Below are 21,251 nucleotides of genomic sequence, written 5' to 3'. Positions count from 1 at the left end.
TAGTTTTATGTATTTCTTTTTAAATAATAAAAAACTACTTATTTTATTAATAATATAGATAAGTAATATTTATAAAATATTTTTTTATTTTAAATTTATTTTTTATATTGCATGACAACCATAAAATGTTATATATTCTTAACAAGAAGTTAAAAATACATCACATTGCATAGTATGGGAGGAATTATTAATGAAAAATTTTAAAGAACTAAATAAGCTTGGATTTTTAGGTTTCTTAGGTTTTCTAGGGCTAATTGGTATATTATATACTGGTGAAATACATACAATTAGCTTCTGTGCGTTTTTTGTTTTCTTTAGATACTTTAATATAATGCCAGATGAATTATTTAAAGAAAATTTAAGAAAAGCAGCAACACCAGCATTTTTCTTAACACTTACATCATTATCAGCATCTATGGTTATATCTATTATTTCAGATAAAACTTCTAATATAGAAAATGGACTAGGAATTAGCTTTTCTATAGCAATGATTAGTTTTATAGGAATTTTCGCATATCTACAACATAAAGAAGGAAAAGGATTAGAATAATGATAATTCGTTCAAAAACTAAAGAATATAGAGCAAGGTACAATATGAATCAAGAAGAACTTGCATCATTGGTAGGTGTAAGAAGAGAAACTATTGGCAACCTAGAAAACGGAAAATATAATCCTTCATTGAAACTAGCATTTGATATTGCTAATGTATTTAATGTAAGCATAGAAGAAATTTTTGAATATATAAAGGATTAACAATTTAAAGCAAGAGAATTGTAATAATAAAAATATAGTTCTCTTGTTTTTATGTTATAAAAAATGATATTTCTAGTTTTATGTATCATGTTAATATTTGTAATATTTTAGATACTCTTTGTACTTATGTTACTGATATACTTTGATTAAGAAAATTAAATCTATTTTGCTAAATTATGAAGGAGGTATCCTACTATGAATTTTGGGAATATCAATCTTATACTTATTGGAGTGGGAATTATAGTATTAACTACAATAATATCTTTAATTAAACCTAAAACTAGTTTTTGCAGTGAAAAATATTTTAATAAATTAGAATCAATGTATGGAAATATAGATAGGAAAAGAACTGTTAAACTGGAATTGCTTTATCGCTATGTAATAGGCTTTGAATATATAGCTATAAGTTTATTAGATATTACAATAATAGCAATTATATTAATAGTTATTATAACAGCAATCTTATATTATTTAATTAGGAAAAGGTATATTGTTATATAAACTTTAAATTTATTAAAAAAGAAGGTAACAACTAACTCTAGTTGCTACCTTTCAATCTATTTAACTAAGTTTTCTACTTCACTAAATGCTTTCTCATTTCCATTTCCACCAATTTGAGTTATATTTTTAAACTTTTTATTCTTGATTAACTCTTTTTGGCTATTATCTAATCCATTTCCAACTAATACTACTGGAGATTCCGTTTTACCTGCGAGTACTCCTACGGATAAAGCATCTACTAAATCATCTTGTTTATTCATTCCATTCTTAGCTATATATAAGTCATTAAGTGTATCTTTACTATAGAAATGATTTATTACTTTTGAGTTAGTTTCTGTTCTATCAGAACCTGCTATTTTAGTTACAGATGGTAATGTATTACTCACTTCTTTACTATTAAATAAAGATTCTCCACCTATTACATATGATTTTGATACGTTTTTATTAGCTATTAAGTCTTTTATATCTTTCATATCATCATTTTGATTAGTAAGAAGAATTGGCATTTCCTCTTTTGCTGATATAGCTCCCATACTTACTGCATCAGCTAATCCCTTTTCTCCATTTACTACTACTACTTTTGATAGATTAGAATTTTTATCTAATTCTTTTGCAAGTTTTATTGATGTTTCATATCTATCATTTCCAGATATTCTAATTACATTTAATCCCTTTTCCTTTAAATCAGATACTACTTTTTCATCAACAGACTTTAATCCACCTACTATGTACACATTTTTTGCTTCTAACCTATTTATTTCTTTTTCTGTTAATTTATTTAAGTTATTATTTTTAGTAAGTAATATTGGTGCATCTTTAGACTTAGCAAATGGTGTTGCTGATAAGGCATCAGATATACTAGAATCATTTATTAACACTATATTATCAGCTTTATTCCATCCTTTTTGACTTATTTTTACTGATGTTTCATTTCTATCTGAACCAACTATTTTTTTATTTGAGGTTGTTATTTTAGGTTTAGAAGACTCTTCATTTGTGGATGATGAACCTCCTCCACCTCCTGATAATACTGATTTTTTTTGATTTGACCAATCTAACTCTTCTAATTTTGTATTTTTGCTTACATCTAAACTAGCTAACCTATTTTCCCTACAATATAGCATCTCAAGTTCTGTGTTTTTTGTTACATCCAAGCTAGTTAATTCATTTTGTGAACAATTTAAACTCCTCATAAGAACATTATTACTTACATCCAAACTTGTTAATTTATTCTCTGAACAATTTAAACTCCTCATAAGAACATTATTACTTACATCCAAACTTGTTAATTTATTTTCTGAACAAGCTAAATTTCTTATCTTACTACTTTTATTTATATCTAAATTTGTTAATTTATTTTTTTGACAATATAGGTTTAGAAGCTCTATGTTATCAGAAAAATTCAAATTCATTAATTCATTTTGTGAACAATCTAAGTATTTAAGATTGTTATTTTTACTTGTATTTAAACTATCTAATTTATTTTTATAACAAGTTAAATTCTCCAAGTCAATATTTTTACTTATATCCAAATCATTTATCTCATTGCCATAACAATATAATTCTACAAGTTCTATATTATTCTCTGTATTCAAATTTGTTAATTTGTTTACTGCACAATCTAGATATTTTAAATTCTTATTGCTGATTATATCCAAATCCTGTAGATTACTTTCACCACAAGTTAAATCTTCTAAATTAATACAATTTTCGATATTTAGATTACTTAATTGCTCTTGATTACAATATAGCTTTACAAGTTTTTCATGGTTTTTCAAATTTAAACTCTGCAATTTATTATTTTGACAACTTAATTTAATAAGTTCTTTATTATTATCTAAATTTATATTTGTTAATTGATTAAAGGAAAAGTTTAAATCTTGTAATTCTAAATTTGTAGATACATCTAAAGTATTTAAATTATTATACTCACACTTTAAAATTTTTAATTTCTGATTCTTAGATAAATTCAAACTACTTAATTCATTTTCAAAGCATAAAAGAGTTGTCAAATTAGTTGCTTTAGTTATATCTAAGTTTTTCAAATTATTTTTTCTACAGTTCAATTCTTCTAATTTAGAATTTTCTACAACTAAGTTTATTAGATTATTTTCCCCACAATGTACTGTTATCAACTCTTTATTATTACTTAAATCTAGACTTGTTAATTGATTTTCATTACAATATAATTCTTTTAAATTTATGTTGTTACTTAAATCTAGACTTGTTAACTGATTTCCTCTACAACTGAAATTTTCTAGCCCAATAAAATAATTAATTCCAGATAAATTTTCTATTGCTTTACTTCCTAATATTAAATCTTTTGTAGATTCTATAATCGTTTTTTGTGAAGTTCCAATTGGATTCCCATCATCTAAAATGCCTAGTTCATCACAAATTACTTTTCTAAAATTCTCATCTGGAAAAGCTTCTTTCATTGTCATATTTTCTAAGTTATTAATTTTCCTTGCTTCATATCTAACTTCCGTATTCTTCTCAATATCTTGTGCACTTATCTTATGTACTAAAGGTGATACAACTACCAATGAAAGTGATAAAATAACTGCTTTTTTACTTAAAGTTTTCATCCCCACACCTCAATTAAAGTAATATTTATTTAATTGAATTGTAGCACATATTATACAATTTCGAAATAAACTTTGAAATTAATATTCTAATCTTCAAATAATTTTTATTTTTTATAAAAAAATAAGGTAACAACTAATTTTAGCTGCTACCTTCTAATCATCAATGCTTAAATTTTGATACTCTAAAATTTTTAATTTGAGACTTGAATAACTGCTCAATCTCACCGACTATACTCTGTATCTTACTTTCATATCTTGAATCATAATATATATTTATCTCACCTATGCTATTTATGCTTATAGAATAATCTTTTCTTTCTATTATACATATGCTTCCACAATCTGATAAATCATTCTTGTATATTGATTTTAATTGTCTTTTTATCTTAAGAAAGTCTATTGCTGGATAAATATTATTTGGATAAAAACTTTTATCATTTATTAACATCTTATCCACCCCTTATCGTTTTATTTATAAAACTTTATACCTTATTAAAATTATATTAAACATATTTTTCCATATATTCATAATTATTTCATATAAAACATTTACTCTATCTATTAATAAAATCCAATGCTTTATAAAGTGTATCAAATCTATCATTACCTTTTATCATAGTGTATCTCTCTTTAGTTATAGAAACTATTTTATTACATGCTCCTCCACCTACAACATATAAATTCTCCGTTTGACCTGGTACATAATCTTTTATATCACATACTCTACATTCATTTTCTTTATAACTCCAACTGACTATTTGTGCTAATACCTTGTCAACTTCTCCCTCGTAAACCACTGTATGTTTATACATTTGTTTCACCTCAATATTATCTATTTTCTTATTTAATATACCCTCAGCTATTAGCTTTGCAACTGTATTTTTATTTTTAATATAGTAATCTGTATCTGCTTTACTGTCTACAAAACATACTTCGATTAGAATTGCTGGTGCTTTTGTATGACCAAGCCAGTAAAGACCCCTTACATCCGATTTAGCACCTCTATTTTTAAATACCATTGATAGTTTATCATTGACTCTATTTGCATACATTTTGCCATTATTAGTTTTATATATAGTTTCTGTACCCATAGGATTTAGGGTTGTATTATTTGCATTAAAATGAATTTGTACTGCCAAATCTACATCTTGTCTGTTGGCTATTTGACATTGTTCAGATAGATAATTATTCGATTTATCTATCTTGCCAGTATATACAGTTGCTCCACCTTGTTTTAACCATTTAGCAATTAAATCAGTTAGTATTCTGTTTTCTTTTCCTTCATCTATATATCCAACTGCTCCTGTTCCTTTACCTGTTAGCGTATGCCCTGGTATTATTGCTATTTTCATTGTTTATTTTCCTCCTTTAACTGTTTGTAAGTTTGATTTATACCTATTGATATACCCCAACAAATCACTCCTTGTAATACTGAGGTTGGATTTAATCCTAACATCCATACTGAGAAACCTATCCCAAGTGCTAATAACACTACTGGAATATACTTGTTATCTAACTGTTTATACTTCTTACAACCTGCTCCTACAACATAAAGAGCAGCAACTAAAATTAGCAACTGCTCAGGTATGAAACTTATTAAATTATCCATTTATTTTCCTCCTAATTAAAATATTCCTCTCTGAATTGCAAATATAAAGAATCCTATAAGTGTTGTAATCATTGTCCCAATCAACCACTTTAGCATACTAGTAAGTGAGTTCAAGTTCTCACACAATGCTTTTAACTCTGCTTTAGACTCTATATTTGCTACTTTTAACTCATCTATTTCATCATTATGTTTATTTATTGTTACCTCATGTCGTTTCAAATTGTCTTTGAAAAGTTCTTCATTCATGAAAACCTCCTAATTAATTGAAATAAAAAAAGAACCTACTTTGTTGGTTCTGTTCCTTCTACTACCCCACTATGCTCTATAATATAATCTTCTACTGCTTTTCTATACTCTGTATTAGTTACATCATCCAGTTCAAAAACTCGATTTTTCAAGGGGTTCAATCCCTTATTTAAAATCCTCTCTGCTAATATTCTTACTACAACATTATTTATATTCATTATAAAATTCCTCCTACTTTTTCATTTTCTGCAATTAGTAATTGATTTTCTAACTCTTGTATTCTCTTTTCTTCTTCTGTTAACTCTACTTTTATTTCTTCCAAAATTGGTTCTTTTGTTTCTACATTCATACCTATTATCCTATTTCTAGTATAATCTATACTTCCATATGGCAACTCAATAGAATCTATTTTAGGGATATTAATATCTATACTATCACTTACTGTTTTTTCTCCATAAAACATTAATACATCTCCTGTTTTATTATCATAAAAAACTATTCTTCCTATATTTTTCATATCTAGACCTCCTATAAACATTTAATAGCATAATAAAAATAATACTTATCATTAAGTGAATCGTTTGGCATGTCGGAGCAATAAAAACCATTCTCTCTAAATACTGTACCAAAAAATCTAGTAGTATCATTTTTAGAAAAAGAATATTCATCATTAGGGTCACTTTGAATAATAGCCCAACCACGAGAACTATTCCTAAAAGAAAAATATTTGTCTGGTGTAGCAATAGTTAGAAGCTGTGTTGATTTAGTCCAGCAGTGGTAAATAACAAAATCAGGTCTAAAGCCACAATCAACAAACCAATGCAATGTAACATCAGTGCTATAAGCATATTTATATTTAGAATTTAATGCACTTATTTGAGTATTTAACTGAGTTATAGTATTATTAGCTTGTGTTAATTGATTCATCAAATCTTGTAAACTAGCGTCTCCACTATCAAAACCTCCCTTAATTTTCTCTGACAACTCAACGAGTGTATTATTTAAACTTGCTTCTATATTCTTTAATGCTAAAGTATTTATAATGCTTGTTTTTCCATTCTTAAATCCTTCTCCAATTTCTACTAATTTAGAAGATATATCTTGCAGGGTTGCATCTGTTTGTAGTGGCATTATTTCTTTACTTATACTCAAAACCTTCTCAGCAGTTGCATTCTCTGCATCTGTAGCTACTATTTTTAATGTGTGTATTGCATTGTCTGTAAGTTCATAGTTAATTGTTTTTTCTAGATATAAATCTGTTGTTATTGTTTCTTTTAATACATCATCAAGATACCACTCTATTTTACTTAAATTATTATCTGTGTCTATTACTGTAAATTTCGTAGAAGTTGAATTGTAAGAGGATACACTTAACTTTGGTTTAGTATTTCCTTTTATAAATGAAACTACTTTAGTTAAAAATACTCCTCCATCACTAGTGCTAAGTTCTATAGCTATATTGTTTCTAGATTTAAAACTTAATTTTGATAAATGTTCTTCTATTAAATCTATAGTATAGTTTGAATCAGTTGTATTATACTTTTCACCTATAACAGCATCATTTAATTTATAAACTATTTTGAATCTCGTAGTAGGGTCAATATCTATTATTTCATAATTTATACTACAAGCATAACTAATATATCCCAAATCGTCACTTATAGAAATTATAGGGTCTGTTATAAACTCAATAGTTGTATCTTGCCGAATTGTATCATTTATAATAACCTTTTCGTTATTTATTAAATAATATGCTTCAAATGAATTAATAACAACTTTGTTTCTTTCGGGAATATTTATATTTTTAATATCGCTTAAATTATAGCCAGCATAACAATTTCTGTCTTCATAATATAAAGGGGTAATGTGTATATCAGATTCAGAGTAACAGCCCCTTCTTTTTTTAATGGTTCTTTCATTAACATAAAATGCCACTTAATCATCCCCTTTTCTACATTGGTATTAGATTACTATTTACAGTTGATATAATACTAGTTCTATTATTTTTTACTTCTTGCATTACTTCTTTTAATGCTCCCTCTACATTATCGCTTTCAAATAAATTATCTGTATCTTTTATACTTGTTTTTTCTGCTGTTGTTTCTATACTATCTACACTAGTTTTTACCTCATTTATTGCACTGACTATATTTGTTTTATCTGTTGTTTCAAGGAGTGTTGTATCTCCTATTTTATTGTTAGTCTCTGTCTTAGTAGTTTCTATATTGCTTGTTAACTCTGTTTTAGTTGTATCAATTTTAGTGTCTAACGTATTGATATTTGTTAATATTTTTTCTTCATCTTTTTTAGTTAAAAATATTGCAGTTGGGTCAACAATTAAGGTCACTTTCTCTACATTAGATACCTCTATGATAAATTTTAAATACAAATCTTTCATAGCTCCATTACCAACCTTTGGTTTATACGTTTCGGGGCTTTTACAAACTGCAATCATATCTCCTTCATTATCTATGAGAGCCATTTCTCTAACTGTAAATCCACCTATTGAACCAGGTACACATGCTGTTGCAATAATCCAATTAGGATTATTTTCATCCTTGTCAAAAGCATTTATATTACCTTCCCAAACTTTATTTTTTAATGCTGTTTGGTCTTCTGTTGGATTGTAATAGCTTCCTCCTCCATCACCTGCTTGAATCTTCTCTAGTACTACTGATTTACCTAGCATTCCTGCGTTAGCAATCTTAGCCTTACCTATATTTGTAAGTATAGTGTAAAATTGTTCATCAGCCATTTATACCACCTCCTTTTGGATATACTGTTAATATTTCTGAACTCATGTTATGGGCTAATGCAAACTTAGCTTTAACATTAGCTTTTACTTCTTTACTTGAATAAGGATATACTGTTATTTCTTCACTCATAATTGTTGTTTGTGCAAAATAAGTTTTACTTTTTAATAAAGATACTAACTTATAACTTACAGATAAATGAGAAGGTTTTATAACATTTACTCTCTTACATAAATCTTCTAAATCTCTAGGAAAACCTTGAGTACTAGTTAATTCAACACCAAAAGTATATGGAGATATATTTTCATTTATTTTTATATTTGCACCTGTATAAGATTGAAGTATCATAGACATTCTTTTAGGTGTCATAATATATTTGCTTTGGAGCTTAGCAATGACTTTTCTTCTTCTAGTTTCTATAGCTTCATCTAGATTAGTAGCTAAACCTACTCTATTTTCCCAAAAACTTAAACCCCATGTTGCACTTTGAGGAAATAATTGTAATTCTATTTCTTTATTTAATAACTCTAAATTATCAAATTCGCTTCCTATAGCTTCATATAAGCTTTGCATTATGATAGATTGTTCATATATTGGTGACAATGTAAGAAGCATTTCTCTACCTTTTTTAGAAGCTATCATCCAACCACCTCGTTAACTATTTCCCCTACTCCGACAACTTGGTCCTGCAATTTTATATTTTCTTTTACATCATTTATAGTAAGATTAGAAAAGTCCTGTATACCTTCGTCTGTCAACATCATAGAACCTACTATTGCTTGTATCGCATTGTATGAGACTGTTCCACCTAAATCAATCTTATCTAAATATTTGTCTATCTTAGCTTTTAGATTGTTTAATACTGTTTCTCCACTAAAACTGTTACTAAATATAAAACTAGCTTTTACATTAATAAGTAATGTTTCGGGTGTTACAACTGTTACTAAAGCCCCGATAGGAGCTTTCCCATCCCTATTTTCTCCTTCTGATATATTTAATGGATATATATAATCTTGAACTTTATTTATCAACTCTTGTGTTGCTGCTTTTCTATTTTTGTCTAGTATTAATACTTTTACTGTCCCCGCTCCATTCCACTCGGGAACTACATAAGCATATCCAACTCCATCTACTTCTTTAGCCCATCTTATATAATCTGAATTAGCTCCACTAAGTTTGTCTTCTTGTTCTGCTACAAGAACTCTTTCTCTAAAATGTTCTTCATCTTCAATATCTGTTCCGCCTTTGAAATCTTCTTTATTAGTAACTGATTTAACACCACTAATAGAACCTAATAAAACAGATATACTACCTTTAGATACATTTCCTATAGTTCCTGTAATCCTACATTCTGCTTTAATATCTACTATTTCATTTTCTTCTATAATTTTAGTTTCAAGAAGCTCAAACTCTATACTCTGCTTTTCATCAGTTGCAACAGTAGTTACTACAGTCCCTTTTGCAATGATAGTTCCTTGTACGCCTGTAAATGTAACCATGCCAACCGATTTAGTTGGTTGATTTTTAAATACTCCTTTACATTCACCAAGCCACTCTAAATAAGTTCCATAAGATGTCTGAGGAAATGCAATCTTTAAATTATTTTGTAATCCTAATTGTTTTAACTGTGTGATTTCTTCTGCTGTAGGTCTTGTTGCATCATAAATAAAGTCCCCTTCTAGTGTGCTCACATCTTGAAAGTTACTTAACATCCTTTCGTGTATTACTTCTTCATCTTCTGTCAAAAATACTGGTATAGGTAGTTCTCTTTCCATATAATCACCTACCTTTTTATATTGCCATCTATAGTTATATTTTCATCATCTATTGTCAATACATTAAATTCATACTCTACTAACCTGCTATTCTCCAACCAATTAAAACTAAATTCTCCTACTTCTTTTGTGTAAGGATGAACTAAAATAGTTTCTTTTATTAACCTAGATATTTCAAGCTCTTTAGCACTTTGGGATAGATTACTAGCAATTAAGTCTTTTATTTCACTTCCATATACACTAGAATAAGCTGACCGTTTGTATCTAGGTGTTAATATAGCTTTTTGACACCATTGTTTATATGCTTGAACTTTATCACATTTTTTTAATGTTCCATCTGCATTTTTGACAAATTCACCTTTTATAAAGTCAAATAAAAAAGACCCCTTTAGGTCCAGTTCATTTTCATTATTATTTTTTAATTCTACAGTTTCAAAAGTTTCATTCTGCGGAAATAGGTTTGGCATTTACAACCCTCCCAATTACTACAAATTCAGCCCCCATAATAGCTACTAATACATTATCACCTATATCTAGTGGCTTTAATTCTTGTGGAGTTTCTATTTTATGTTTATGTCTATATTCTCCACTTAAAGCCTCATCTGAAAAAGTAAAATAATCTTCTTTTAATGTTAAATTCTCTAATATTAAATAATCTTGTATTTCATCTTTATAGCCACTTACTTTAAGACCATTTATTGTTATTTCTGCAAGTGAACAACCCATTCCAAAGACTCCATCATTAACACTTTTATTCATTTTTTCTTTTAATATTCTAGCAACTCCATTGAATCTAGCATCAGTCATTGTTATAAAATTTCCTCCTTATATAATCTAAAGTTCCTATATTGAGCTTCATTTTTGGTGTAGAGTCTAATGTATGAGTGACATCTATAACATAGTATTCTCTTCCTTTTAGAGATACCTTGTCACCTGCTCTTATTCTATTTATATCTACTACACAATCAACACTTATTGTTTCTTCTCCACTATTAAACATTGCTTCTGCTGCTTTCTTAGCTTCTTTTGCATTAGTTATCTTTTCATCTTGTTTAATCTTTTGTAGTGTTCCATATTTGTCTGAGTCCTTTTTATATGTGCCAATGATAGGTGCTTTTGTATTTTCATCTTTACTCTTACCTAGCACTTTTACACTTGTTACTGCATCATTAAAACTGCTTGTAAAGTTTGCATCTTCTAATATACTATCTAATTTATATACATTTACGTTGGTACCAAGCTTAAATAATTTCAGCTTATTATCCATCCTTACCCTAAATAAATCTCCACCCTTACTAGCTGTTTCTTTTAAATCCTTTTTAATCATATCTAGTATATTAGTCTTATGTATTACTTTAGCAAGTTTCTTCCCTGTATTAGCTAGATTGTAGTAAGGTATATTCCATTGTTTGCAGTAGTATTCAATCCTCTGTGTTGCTATATTTTCTTTAAAACTATATTGTTCTTCTGATTCTTCCATATACACTGTTCTTTCTCTACAAGACAATGTCAGTTTCTTGCTTTTTTCACTTCTTCTAGTTTCCCATATGACTCCATCAAAGATTGTTTCTTCTTTTTTACTCTCATATGCAATATCAATTAGAACTATTTTATCACCTTTTTTAATATTTATATCTTGCAAAGCTTTAGTTTCTATTAAGGATACATCCATTTTATATGCAACTCCATCTATAGCTTCTGAAAGAGTTATTCCTTCATTAAAATTTGCAATGTCATATTTATTATTTAGTATTATTTTCATTTGCTAGGTATCACCAACTTTTGTCCTTTTTTTATTACATTTGGATTTTTACCAATAACTTTTTTATTTTCGGGGATATTATAAATCTCTGGCCATCTTGAACCCTTACCTAAAAGATTTTTAGCTATCTTATATAATGTATCACTTGATTTAACAGTATATATTTTGGTAGTGGTTTTATTGTTAGGTCTATTGTCCTTTAAATCTGTTTTAGTATTACTTTTAGTCTCTTTTTTTAATGTCTCTATCTTCAGTTCTCTGTAAGTTCTAAATGTTATCTCAATGTCTCTATCTTCTTCTCTTCCTGCTGTTTGAGTATTACTAAAACTAGATATTGTAACTAATCCATTGTAACCAAAACCAGTTATAATAAGTCTTAGAGGTTCGGCTTGGTCTACCCATTTTTCAAGCATTGCAACTATTTCAATTGGATTTTTTAACTCGCTATATCTGCAATAAGAAGCATCATATAAGTTAGGTAAGAATGTCTTGAATGATATTTCTCTTATCTTCTCCCCTTCTTTTTTAATGTCAAATTCACCTAAATTCACTATATCTACAGTTTCAAATCTTTTTTCTTTTTTTATAGATAAAGAATCTTGTGGATTAACTGGAAAATGGAAATCTATTTTTTCTTTTTCATTTTTTAGGTATATGTCTATTACCAAGTTATCACTTCCTTTCTAAAATGTTTTTAAATACTACACCGCAGTTTTCTTACCATAAACTCACTTTCTTTGATTTTTTATATAAAAAAACACCTACCTTTTGAGTAAGTGCTTACTATATTCACCTTTTTATAATTAAATTTATTCATCCAGTTAGATTTATCATCATTGTGTATAAAAAATATTATAGGCAATATTTTTGCTAATTTGTGGTATAATAAAAGCAAGAAGAACTACAATCTATTTTGCGGTAGAGTGAAGTTCTATAACTGAAAGTTATTTTTTACGATGATATTTAAAATTTATATCAATCTTTAAGTCACTCTTTGCGGTAGAGTGGCTTTTTACTTTTTTGATTAACTTGCTAATCAAATAAACTATGTAACTAGCTGTTACACTAGCTAACACATTAAATAAAAAATTATCCATGTATATTCACCTCCCTTCTTATCGTTGGGAGGATAATTTTTTAATACATGAACTCCACTCTATAAATTGTAGATTACATCTTCTTGCTACAATTATTATATCATATAATTTTTACATATTTTACCTATATATTACTTTTTACATTATAATTACATCCTTTCAATAAAAAACACCTACCATAAGCAAGTGTTTTTGTATAAATATTCATAGTTTACATCTCATGTTATTTGTTTAACCCATTATCTGCATCTTCTACTATGTTATATTCCTCAAGATTTAAATACATCTCATGTTATTGTTTAGCAACCGAGAAGGAGTTAAGAAAACTTGGTATACTGAATTTAAATACACCTCATGTTATTGTTTAACGCTCCTTTCCTATCTACTAAATAAGCAAGTAATTCTTGTTAAAATTTAAATACATCTCATGTTATTGTTTAACTTCTAGTGCTTTAAGAATTTGAGTATTCTCTTTCAATATTTAAATACATCTCATGTTATTGTTTAACGGATATAATGGACCTTTAGTTTGTCACTTGAATTAATTTAAATACATCTCATGTTATTGTTTAACTCTAAAATATCTTCTTTTTCTCCATACTTTACATCTATTTAAATACATCTCATGTTATTGTTTAACGATATTATAATAGAAGAACTCTCTTTCTTAGGCTAATTTAAATACATCTCATGTTATTGTTTAACCCATTGTTACAAAATAACATACTAAAGCAGATATTAATTTAAATACATCTCATGTTATTGTTTAACCTGGTTACATTTATGGGAAGATGAAGATAGTGAGTTAGATTTAAATACATCTCATGTTATTGTTTAACACATAGGTATAGTACCATAAACCGCACCTGTTTGCTCATTTAAATACATCTCATGTTATTGTTTAACGTCTCTAAATCTAGCAACATACTGCTTTATTGTTGCATTTAAATACATCTCATGTTATTGTTTAACATAATTGAAGAACATTTTAAACATGATGATTTTGAAAATTTAAATACATCTCATGTTATTGTTTAACAGGTTACATATTTACAGAGTGTAAAGCTAGTTTTAAATTTAAATACATCTCATGTTATTGTTTAACAGGGTAAAACTAATTATTGTAAGAAAAAATATTTAGATTTAAATACATCTCATGTTATTGTTTAACATCAGTTTTTTATAGATACAGCAACTTGGGGACTTGAATTTAAATACATCTCATGTTATTGTTTAACCTACAGCAGAGGAAGAAAACGAAATATTTTCATTGAAATTTAAATACATCTCATGTTATTGTTTAACTAAATTATCTCCAACACTTTTCCCTAGTTCATCAGCATTTAAATACATCTCATGTTATTGTTTAACCTAATCAAGATTTAAAATACAATTTAAATGATTTAGAATTTAAATACATCTCATGTTATTGTTTAACTTTAACATTTGAAATCTGTTAGGTTCTTTTTCTAAAATTTAAATACATCTCATGTTATTGTTTAACTAATAAAAGGGTTTTTTATATTATGCTTGTGTTCTATTTAAATACATCTCATGTTATTGTTTAACCACTGTAAAATACACATTCTTATACAGCATAATTTCCTAAAACCATTGCAAATACTAGCACTAATCAAATTTATCCCAAGTGTCTTTAAATTTCGGATGTTTTTACCTAGCGATTCGCTAGGACGGTGATAATTGCTACATTTTACAACTATCTTTGCGAGTGCCTATCCCAATTACTTGGGATAAGCTCACATTTAGGATGCGTAATCACCCTATATTTAACACTACAATTATAGCATATTTTGGAAGATAAAGCACTTTTATGTACTTACTAAGTGCTTTATCCATATTATTTACTTATTTTTCTCTAATTTTTTCTCAGAAAGTTTATATACTATACTTTCTATCTTATTATATATATCTATATCTGTTTCTCTTATTTTCAAAAGTTTAATTCTATATTCTTCTTTTCTCTTTTCAATATACATATTATCAAGTAAATTCTCACACATTGTATTAATCCCCCTCAAAACTAAACTAAAATATATTATTTAATACAATCTTATAAATTTACTCAATCTTGTATACTACATGATAATTCTTCTTCTCACCTTGTATTTTAACAGGCTTGTTGTTTTCTTCTATCCATTTACTAACCTTATCTATTACACTTTCTGAATACTTATTTACAGTACCAGTCCAACTTCCATTAGTCTCCCAAACTCCTTTTGCTTCATTTTCTTCTAATTTTATCTTTTTAATAATTTCACAAACAGCCATTTGAGCTGGTTTATTACTCTTAGAATATATTTTCAGTTTAGATGCAATCTGTTTTGTATCAAAGAAAGACTCATCTTCTTCAATTTCTATAGGTAAATCAATTCCTGCTTTTTTGTACAATGTCTTTGCTGTTAGTAACTTAGATTTATTGTCAAAACCTGCTCCATCTAGTAATTCTTTTAACATAGATGTACTGTTATAAGCTAGTTGTAATTTTTCAATTTCGCTTGCTTTTTCTCTTAGTTTTTCGGGGTTAGCATTGTTAGTTATGTATGCACCATGTTGTCGAATAGCTGGTAAAACTTCTTTTGTAACCCAATTTTTAAAGTTTTTAGCTGTCTCTAATTTGCTCCCAAATATAAGAGAATAAAGTCCACTTTCATTGGTTATTTTCATATTTCTATTTTGGCTGCCGTCGTGAATCACGACCTCAGCTATATCATCATTATCAATGTGAGTTTTTAAAGCTTCTCTTGTATTAGAATATCCCAAAGCTTCTGCTATATCTTTACCAACAAACCAAATTTCATTATCAATATCAACTGTTCTTATCTCTCCAAAATCTTCACTTTTAAATATTTGTAAGTCATTCATCATACATACTCCTCCTAAATTTAATTTGAAAGAAGTCTTTCCATATGATAGAATATTTCATATAGAAGATTACTTCTTTGTTGGAAATAGAGCATTCAATCTTTGGTCGGGGAGAATGCTCTATTTTTGTTATTTCTCTAAAAGTAAATGGATTCCCTGTCTTATAGCCTCTGCTTTTGTAAGGTTATTTTTTTTACAGTATTCATCTAATTTTTCATTAGTTTCATCATCTACTCTAACCTTAATATCATTAGTTTTAGGGCTTCCCACAACAGGTCTTCCTATTTTTTTAGGACTCATGTTATCACCTCACTTTTGAGTTCCATAATTAAATTATATAGTTTTGGAACTCAAAAGTCAATTACTTATCCAATTTTTTCTAATTATTTTACTCAACCGACCAATTTGAGCAAAACAAAAGCACCTACATATTTGTAAGTGCTTTCTTTTTTCTATTTAATTTTGAATCCACATAGTTAATATAAAATCTAATAGGTGAAACATTTAAATATGTTGGTTCTATGGGCTTTACATACCACTTAGTTAATATAAAATGATATAGTCTGAACTATATAGAAATATATAGAAGTAACTTTACATACCACATAGTTAATATAAAATTTACCATTAGTCCCGTTGCCAGAGCTACATCTTTCATCTTTACATACCACTTAGTTAATATAAAGACACGCTACCAAATTATATTTCTTAAGTACTATTATAACATAATTTGACAAAATAGAGACACATGCTATTTAAGCAAATGTCTCTATTTTGTTTCTAATTTTTAAAATCTTTAAAAGAGAAAAACTCCATATTGTCTATGCTATCAATATTATCTTGAACTTTCAAAAAGTCATCTATGTTAATTTGATATGTTGTTTGACCGCTTGAACCCACGAAATAAATTTCTGCTGAATCTATTCTGAATTCTTTTAACTTGTCAATCAAGTCTTTAGTAAATGCCTTACAACTACTTTCGTTGTCAAAACTTGCATTTTGAACTTGTAAACTAAGTACATAGCTACCATCTGCATCCAGTATATCATTTGTATAATAGTTTCCTTTATACTGTGATGAAATTATTGACTCAACTTTTTTCTTTAATTCTTCACTAGTTAATGTTTGCTTTTTCGTTTCTGTTTTCTCTTTATTCTTCTCTTGATATTTTTTATCTACTTTTTCTTTTTTCTCAGTTTTATCTCGCTCTTTTTTTTCAGCTTCTGTACCTTCATTTTTCTGTTTCTCTTGTTCTTTCTTCTTATTTGTTTCTTCTTCTGCTTCTCTTGTTGCTAGATTTTTATCTGGTTCTCCTTTTAGATGTTCTTCTTGTTTTTTATTACTACTATTGCTAGTTGTTATATTATCTTCTAACAAATACCAAATACATACAAATGAAAATGTAATAAAAACTAAAAATACGCCAAAAACAACTTTAAACCTTTCGTTTCTTTTAAAAGATTTAACTACAAATTCTATAGAAAATGCTAATAAAGTTATTGGAAAAATTGCTATAGCACAAACTAAAACTACAACCTTTAAGATTATACTCATATTTTTAAATCTTCCCCACATAATATGCAAATCCCCCTCATGTAATTTATAATTAAATTATAACATCTATAAGGAGGATTTTTTTAACAACAATTCGACATTATCCAATGTCTTGTAATGCTTCTCTTATTTCACTTTCTACTTGAGATAATAGTTCTTGTATCATTTCTTCCTTATTATCAGCATTTTGAATACTTATAGATATACCTCCAACATTAATCGCATTACTTCCATTAGAAACTATGTTTTGTGGCTGAGCTTCTTGATAAATTCTATTTTCTGTATTATTAAATTCTTCTTGTCTAGTAGGAAAATTCCTAATATTATTAATAATATTAGAAGTACTATTTTGAACACTACTTGTAGAATTAAAACTAGTTCCTAATTTCTGAGAAATTGGAATTACATTATTACTTGCTTTAGTTCTAAGCATCTGTCCTGCTTGTTTATACAAACTTAATGCTCTACTTCTCTTACTATTAGAAAGAGGAATAACCATTTCAGGACCTGCTTCTCCGCATATGGATGGTTTACTTGCAACACCACCATCTGCAAAATGGTCTAGTATATTGCTTACTCCACTCTTTACTATACTTACAAAACCGGTTATTTTGGTAGAAAGTTTCTTTTTAAGAGAATCCCACGCTGATTTAATTGAATCCACTTTACTTTTAAATCCATTTTCTACAAGACTTACAAATCCACTTATTTTACCAGATAATTTTACTTTAAGCCCTTGCCACCACATTCCAACTTGTTGAACTTTTTGTTGAAAACCATTACTTATAAAACTAACAAAGCCACTTATTTTTTGGCCTACATTAGTTTTTAAATCAGACCACCATTGTTTTACTTGCCCTACTTTTTCTGAAAATCCATTATCAATAAAATTTACAACTGCTTTAAGTGGTGCTCCTAAAACTCCTTTTATACCTTCCCATAAAGACTTAACCACTTCCCCAATTCCTCCGAGAACATCAGAAAATCCTTGTTTTATTTTTTCGCCATCACCACTAATTATCCCACCTATGATTTCGAATATTCCTTTTACTATATCAATTACACCTTTTATAGCACCTGCCACAGCGTTTATAATGGATGCAATTGCATTAATAACAGAAGTTATAACTAAAACTATAGAGGTCGCTACACCTTTAAGTAACCCTCCCCCTATATCTCCCAGAGTAGATGTTAAAGAATCTTTTATCTGCTTTAAATAGTCTATAAAAGGTTTTGCTGCTTCTTTTAATTGATTGAAAGCATTTCCTAGCTCTTTGAAAGATGTTCCAACACGTTGTGTTGATTGTTTTAACTCATCCATATTGGTTTTAGTTGTCTTAGTTGCTCCATCATCTTTGATTGGCTTAAACAAATTTGAAAAGAAATCTTTTATTGGTTCAAGAGCCTTTGCTATATCTGCAAAGCTAGATTTTAAGTTATCAAAAACTTCTTTTAAACTTTCTTTTGTTTCTAAAACTTTTTGCTTTAGATTTTCAAAAGGTGTTTTAATATTTTCATCAAATACAGTTTTTAAACCTCTGAAAGCTTCTTTTATACTATCTAAGGAACCTCCAAAAACTTCTTTTAAATTACTTAACGATTCTTTAAAGGTGTCTATAGCAGGTTTTATGCCTTCCAAAAGTTTATTTTTTAATTCGGTTGCTTTGCCACTTACAAAAGAAATTATATTATTAAATACTTCTGTCGCAGATATTTTGAGTTCTCCAAATTTCTCTTTAATTTTACCAATACCTTCTCCTATTTTTTGACCTAATGAGCTTATATATGCTTTTGCTCCGTTTGATGAAGCTTGTAACTCGTTTGATGCTTTCTCTCCAGATAAATTGACAGGTTGAACTTTTGGAGCTGCTTTAGTAGGATTTTTTAAGAAATCTTTTAATTCATTCCATTTTTTCTTTATTCCTTCTACTTTTTTTCCGAATTTTTCGTCCAGAATATCTACAACAGCTTGAATAGGAGAAGTTACAATATCTACTAATCCTCTCCAAATAGAAGAAACAATTTTTATACCACCTTTGAATACTGACTTTAAACCATTTATTATTTGTTTCCCATCACCACTTATTATTCCTCCAACAATATCAAAAACTCCTTTTATAACCGATGTTAAACCTTGCAATACGCCTGTTGCTGCAACTACAGCAGATTTAACAGCTTCTACAATAGCTGTAAAAGTTAATATAAAACCAGCTAAAACATTACTTGATAAAAACAAAAATACAGGTCCAATTTTACTCATTAGTGTTGATGCAAAATCCCCAAACACTTTTAATAGTGGAATTATAGCTCTCCCTAATGCTTTTAATTTGTTACCAAGTACACTTATGAAAGGTGAAATCGCTATTACTGCTTCTTGTAAAAAATTTTTAATTGATTTTCCTATATTTTTGACAATTTTTCTAAAAGCATCCGATTTTTGATACGCTAATGTAAATGCTGTTGCTAGTAATGCTACTCCTGCTATAACAGTGCCAATAGGTCCACCTAGTGCAAACAATAAAGCTTCTCCTAGTGTTGCTGCACCACCTGCAAAAGCAGCTATTGCAAATACTATATCACTTAATATAGGAATTAGAAAAGAGATAAACTTTAAAGCCTTAAAGGCCATAAATCCAGCAATAACACCACCAATAATAGAAATTACACTTTGTAAAACAGTTTTTATTTTTTCAAAGTTATTTATAAAATTACTCACAAAGTTTACAATTGAATCACCAACTTTAGGCATATCTTTTGTTAACTGTTCAACAAAACTTCGTGTCATAGGTCCAAGCCTTTGACCTATGCTTATTCTTACATCATCTATAGCACTTTTTAGAATAGTAAATTGACCTGACAACGTATCAAGTTTCATGTCTGCTATCCTTTTAGCTTCTCCTTCACTTTCATTTATAGCTGTTGTTAATTTATTAAAATCTTTTTCACTTGCATTTACTACAGCCGCCCAACCTGCCATTGCAGTACGACCGAATATACTACTTATTGCAGCACTCTTTTGTACTCCTTCAAGTCCTCGTAATTTTTCTCTAAGTCCAACTATAGTGCTAGCTAAATCTAAATTTCCATCCTTTGTTTCCTTTATTTCTATTCCGTATTTATTCATTGCCTTTTTGGCTTCGGCTGGTGGTTTTATTAATCTAACTAAACCACCTCTAAGTGCTGTACCTGCCATACTCAAATCTGTTATCCTAGAAACTTTTTATCCTCTAGTTCTATATGTTTCCATATAGTTCGGCGTACATTTTCACCTTAACTTGAAAGGTGTCGAACACTCTTGGGAAGATTATATTTATTCACTTCCTACGCTCTACGGTTCTAATTAGCCTATTTGTAATCTAATTAGTTACCTCGGTATTAACATATTTTTCAACTTAGCCTTCACCGATTTTGCTCGATAATAATTCTAAACATCACTATTTAGAACGGCAGTCTTATCTACCTTTGACAGATGCACTCGCCATCAACCCAGTCGCAAGTGATAAATCTTTCATAGAAACACCTAATGCTCCTCCAACACTTCCCATATACTTAAAAGTTTCCAATTTGTTATCCTAGAAGCTTTTTATCCTCTAGTTCTTATAGTTTCCTATAAGTTCGGCGTACATTTTCACCCCAAAAGGTGTCGAACACTCTTGGGACTTTTATATTCTATAATAATACAGTTTCAAGTCCTACGCTCTACAGTACTATGAACTTTTTAAATTTATAG

General features: G+C 28.3%; 24 protein-coding genes and 1 CRISPR repeat array. Of the genes, 3 read left to right on the top strand and 21 right to left on the bottom strand.

Features of this window, described 5'->3' with window-relative positions:
- Positions 1 to 190 precede the first annotated feature (190 nt).
- The 3 genes from IC758_RS08675 (at position 191) to IC758_RS08665 (ending at position 1,254) form a co-directional block, all read left to right on the top strand.
- Positions 191 to 550 carry a DUF3796 domain-containing protein gene (locus IC758_RS08675; protein ID WP_227834498.1) on the top strand — a complete coding sequence of 120 codons (360 nt, stop codon included), beginning with the start codon at positions 191 to 193 and terminating at the stop codon, positions 548 to 550.
- Entirely contained in the window at positions 550 to 753 is a 204-nt protein-coding gene (locus IC758_RS08670; protein WP_021384460.1) for a helix-turn-helix transcriptional regulator, read from the top strand. The genes IC758_RS08675 and IC758_RS08670 overlap by 1 nt, the downstream gene beginning before the upstream one ends.
- 195 nt (positions 754 to 948) lie before the next feature.
- Positions 949 to 1,254: a hypothetical protein gene (locus IC758_RS08665; protein ID WP_227834499.1), complete on the top strand. Its 306-nt coding sequence runs from the start codon at positions 949 to 951 to the stop codon at positions 1,252 to 1,254.
- A 56-nt stretch (positions 1,255 to 1,310) separates the two neighbouring features.
- On the opposite strand, the gene IC758_RS08660 is transcribed toward IC758_RS08665, so the two are convergent.
- The 21 genes from IC758_RS08660 to IC758_RS08560 form a co-directional block, all read right to left on the bottom strand.
- Positions 1,311 to 3,842: a cell wall-binding repeat-containing protein gene (locus IC758_RS08660; RefSeq protein ID WP_227860905.1), complete on the bottom strand. Its 2,532-nt coding sequence runs from the start codon at positions 3,840 to 3,842 to the stop codon at positions 1,311 to 1,313.
- A gap of 160 nt (positions 3,843 to 4,002) precedes the next feature.
- On the bottom strand, positions 4,003 to 4,290 hold the full coding sequence (locus tag IC758_RS08655) for a hypothetical protein (protein ID WP_227834501.1): 288 nt from the start codon (positions 4,288 to 4,290) through the stop codon (positions 4,003 to 4,005).
- A 106-nt stretch (positions 4,291 to 4,396) separates the two neighbouring features.
- A complete protein-coding gene (locus IC758_RS08650) occupies positions 4,397 to 5,194 on the bottom strand; it encodes an N-acetylmuramoyl-L-alanine amidase (protein ID WP_227834502.1) in 798 nt (265 codons plus the stop codon).
- Positions 5,191 to 5,451, bottom strand: a complete 261-nt coding sequence (locus tag IC758_RS08645) for a phage holin family protein (protein WP_227834503.1) — start codon at positions 5,449 to 5,451, stop codon at positions 5,191 to 5,193. The genes IC758_RS08650 and IC758_RS08645 overlap by 4 nt, the downstream gene beginning before the upstream one ends.
- Positions 5,452 to 5,466: 15 nt before the next feature.
- Positions 5,467 to 5,697, bottom strand: a complete 231-nt coding sequence (locus IC758_RS08640; RefSeq protein ID WP_021425760.1) for a hemolysin XhlA family protein — start codon at positions 5,695 to 5,697, stop codon at positions 5,467 to 5,469.
- Between the two features lie 35 nt (positions 5,698 to 5,732).
- A complete protein-coding gene (locus IC758_RS08635; protein WP_227834504.1) occupies positions 5,733 to 5,915 on the bottom strand; it encodes a hypothetical protein in 183 nt (60 codons plus the stop codon).
- Positions 5,915 to 6,214 carry a hypothetical protein gene (locus IC758_RS08630; RefSeq protein WP_227860904.1) on the bottom strand — a complete coding sequence of 100 codons (300 nt, stop codon included), beginning with the start codon at positions 6,212 to 6,214 and terminating at the stop codon, positions 5,915 to 5,917. Before IC758_RS08630 ends, IC758_RS08635 begins: the two co-directional genes overlap by 1 nt.
- 11 nt (positions 6,215 to 6,225) lie before the next feature.
- Positions 6,226 to 7,632, bottom strand: a complete 1,407-nt coding sequence (locus IC758_RS08625; RefSeq protein WP_227860903.1) for a hypothetical protein — start codon at positions 7,630 to 7,632, stop codon at positions 6,226 to 6,228.
- Positions 7,633 to 7,648: 16 nt separating this feature from the next.
- Positions 7,649 to 8,452, bottom strand: a complete 804-nt coding sequence (locus tag IC758_RS08620) for a phage tail protein (RefSeq protein ID WP_227860902.1) — start codon at positions 8,450 to 8,452, stop codon at positions 7,649 to 7,651.
- On the bottom strand, positions 8,445 to 9,092 hold the full coding sequence (locus IC758_RS08615; protein ID WP_227860901.1) for a YmfQ family protein: 648 nt from the start codon (positions 9,090 to 9,092) through the stop codon (positions 8,445 to 8,447). The genes IC758_RS08620 and IC758_RS08615 overlap by 8 nt, the downstream gene beginning before the upstream one ends.
- On the bottom strand, positions 9,089 to 10,225 hold the full coding sequence (locus IC758_RS08610; protein WP_227860900.1) for a baseplate J/gp47 family protein: 1,137 nt from the start codon (positions 10,223 to 10,225) through the stop codon (positions 9,089 to 9,091). The genes IC758_RS08615 and IC758_RS08610 overlap by 4 nt, the downstream gene beginning before the upstream one ends.
- Positions 10,226 to 10,233: 8 nt before the next feature.
- A complete protein-coding gene (locus tag IC758_RS08605; RefSeq protein ID WP_227860899.1) occupies positions 10,234 to 10,692 on the bottom strand; it encodes a DUF2634 domain-containing protein in 459 nt (152 codons plus the stop codon).
- Complete coding sequence (locus tag IC758_RS08600) at positions 10,667 to 11,032, bottom strand: hypothetical protein (RefSeq protein WP_227860898.1); 366 nt, start codon at positions 11,030 to 11,032, stop codon at positions 10,667 to 10,669. The genes IC758_RS08605 and IC758_RS08600 overlap by 26 nt, the downstream gene beginning before the upstream one ends.
- A complete protein-coding gene (locus IC758_RS08595) occupies positions 11,025 to 11,987 on the bottom strand; it encodes an XkdQ (protein WP_227860897.1) in 963 nt (320 codons plus the stop codon). Before IC758_RS08595 ends, IC758_RS08600 begins: the two co-directional genes overlap by 8 nt.
- Positions 11,984 to 12,655, bottom strand: coding sequence for a LysM peptidoglycan-binding domain-containing protein (locus tag IC758_RS08590; RefSeq protein ID WP_227860896.1), 672 nt, complete (start codon positions 12,653 to 12,655; stop codon positions 11,984 to 11,986). Before IC758_RS08590 ends, IC758_RS08595 begins: the two co-directional genes overlap by 4 nt.
- A gap of 276 nt (positions 12,656 to 12,931) precedes the next feature.
- Positions 12,932 to 13,084, bottom strand: coding sequence for a type I toxin-antitoxin system toxin (locus IC758_RS08585; protein ID WP_004454589.1), 153 nt, complete (start codon positions 13,082 to 13,084; stop codon positions 12,932 to 12,934).
- A gap of 274 nt (positions 13,085 to 13,358) precedes the next feature.
- A CRISPR array of direct repeats spans positions 13,359 to 14,653; the repeat unit is 30 nt; unit sequence ATTTAAATACATCTCATGTTATTGTTTAAC.
- Positions 14,654 to 14,946: 293 nt separating this feature from the next.
- Positions 14,947 to 15,105, bottom strand: coding sequence for a hypothetical protein (locus tag IC758_RS08580; protein ID WP_227860895.1), 159 nt, complete (start codon positions 15,103 to 15,105; stop codon positions 14,947 to 14,949).
- Between the two features lie 58 nt (positions 15,106 to 15,163).
- Positions 15,164 to 15,970 (bottom strand): Bro-N domain-containing protein, encoded by an 807-nt coding sequence (locus IC758_RS08575; RefSeq protein WP_227860894.1) that lies wholly within the window; start codon positions 15,968 to 15,970, stop codon positions 15,164 to 15,166.
- 126 nt (positions 15,971 to 16,096) lie between these two features.
- Positions 16,097 to 16,267, bottom strand: coding sequence for a ribbon-helix-helix domain-containing protein (locus IC758_RS08570; protein WP_021361718.1), 171 nt, complete (start codon positions 16,265 to 16,267; stop codon positions 16,097 to 16,099).
- Positions 16,268 to 16,747: 480 nt separating this feature from the next.
- Positions 16,748 to 17,542: a hypothetical protein gene (locus IC758_RS08565; RefSeq protein WP_227860893.1), complete on the bottom strand. Its 795-nt coding sequence runs from the start codon at positions 17,540 to 17,542 to the stop codon at positions 16,748 to 16,750.
- A 79-nt stretch (positions 17,543 to 17,621) separates the two neighbouring features.
- A complete protein-coding gene (locus tag IC758_RS08560) occupies positions 17,622 to 20,714 on the bottom strand; it encodes a phage tail tape measure protein (RefSeq protein WP_227860990.1) in 3,093 nt (1,030 codons plus the stop codon).
- Positions 20,715 to 21,251: the final 537 nt, after the last annotated feature.

This window comes from Clostridioides sp. ES-W-0016-02 (assembly GCF_020641035.1).
In the GTDB taxonomy this organism is placed as follows: domain Bacteria; phylum Bacillota; class Clostridia; order Peptostreptococcales; family Peptostreptococcaceae; genus Clostridioides.
This window is presented reverse-complemented; position numbering and strand designations above follow the sequence as displayed.

Excerpts from the sequence above, each read along its gene's own strand:
- IC758_RS08675 (WP_227834498.1), top strand. The coding sequence starts at position 191 with ATGAAAAATTTTAAAGAACTAAATAAGCTTGGATTTTTAGGTTTCTTA.
- IC758_RS08670 (WP_021384460.1), top strand. The coding sequence starts at position 550 with ATGATAATTCGTTCAAAAACTAAAGAATATAGAGCAAGGTACAATATG.
- IC758_RS08665 (WP_227834499.1), top strand. The coding sequence starts at position 949 with ATGAATTTTGGGAATATCAATCTTATACTTATTGGAGTGGGAATTATA.
- IC758_RS08660 (WP_227860905.1), bottom strand. The coding sequence starts at position 3,842 with ATGAAAACTTTAAGTAAAAAAGCAGTTATTTTATCACTTTCATTGGTA.
- IC758_RS08655 (WP_227834501.1), bottom strand. The coding sequence starts at position 4,290 with ATGTTAATAAATGATAAAAGTTTTTATCCAAATAATATTTATCCAGCA.
- IC758_RS08650 (WP_227834502.1), bottom strand. The coding sequence starts at position 5,194 with ATGAAAATAGCAATAATACCAGGGCATACGCTAACAGGTAAAGGAACA.
- IC758_RS08645 (WP_227834503.1), bottom strand. The coding sequence starts at position 5,451 with ATGGATAATTTAATAAGTTTCATACCTGAGCAGTTGCTAATTTTAGTT.
- IC758_RS08640 (WP_021425760.1), bottom strand. The coding sequence starts at position 5,697 with ATGAATGAAGAACTTTTCAAAGACAATTTGAAACGACATGAGGTAACA.
- IC758_RS08635 (WP_227834504.1), bottom strand. The coding sequence starts at position 5,915 with ATGAATATAAATAATGTTGTAGTAAGAATATTAGCAGAGAGGATTTTA.
- IC758_RS08630 (WP_227860904.1), bottom strand. The coding sequence starts at position 6,214 with ATGAAAAATATAGGAAGAATAGTTTTTTATGATAATAAAACAGGAGAT.
- IC758_RS08620 (WP_227860902.1), bottom strand. The coding sequence starts at position 8,452 with ATGGCTGATGAACAATTTTACACTATACTTACAAATATAGGTAAGGCT.
- IC758_RS08615 (WP_227860901.1), bottom strand. The coding sequence starts at position 9,092 with ATGATAGCTTCTAAAAAAGGTAGAGAAATGCTTCTTACATTGTCACCA.
- IC758_RS08610 (WP_227860900.1), bottom strand. The coding sequence starts at position 10,225 with ATGGAAAGAGAACTACCTATACCAGTATTTTTGACAGAAGATGAAGAA.
- IC758_RS08605 (WP_227860899.1), bottom strand. The coding sequence starts at position 10,692 with ATGCCAAACCTATTTCCGCAGAATGAAACTTTTGAAACTGTAGAATTA.
- IC758_RS08600 (WP_227860898.1), bottom strand. The coding sequence starts at position 11,032 with ATGACTGATGCTAGATTCAATGGAGTTGCTAGAATATTAAAAGAAAAA.
- IC758_RS08595 (WP_227860897.1), bottom strand. The coding sequence starts at position 11,987 with ATGAAAATAATACTAAATAATAAATATGACATTGCAAATTTTAATGAA.
- IC758_RS08585 (WP_004454589.1), bottom strand. The coding sequence starts at position 13,084 with ATGGATAATTTTTTATTTAATGTGTTAGCTAGTGTAACAGCTAGTTAC.
- IC758_RS08580 (WP_227860895.1), bottom strand. The coding sequence starts at position 15,105 with ATGTGTGAGAATTTACTTGATAATATGTATATTGAAAAGAGAAAAGAA.
- IC758_RS08575 (WP_227860894.1), bottom strand. The coding sequence starts at position 15,970 with ATGATGAATGACTTACAAATATTTAAAAGTGAAGATTTTGGAGAGATA.
- IC758_RS08570 (WP_021361718.1), bottom strand. The coding sequence starts at position 16,267 with ATGAGTCCTAAAAAAATAGGAAGACCTGTTGTGGGAAGCCCTAAAACT.
- IC758_RS08565 (WP_227860893.1), bottom strand. The coding sequence starts at position 17,542 with ATGTGGGGAAGATTTAAAAATATGAGTATAATCTTAAAGGTTGTAGTT.
- IC758_RS08560 (WP_227860990.1), bottom strand. The coding sequence starts at position 20,714 with ATGGCAGGTACAGCACTTAGAGGTGGTTTAGTTAGATTAATAAAACCA.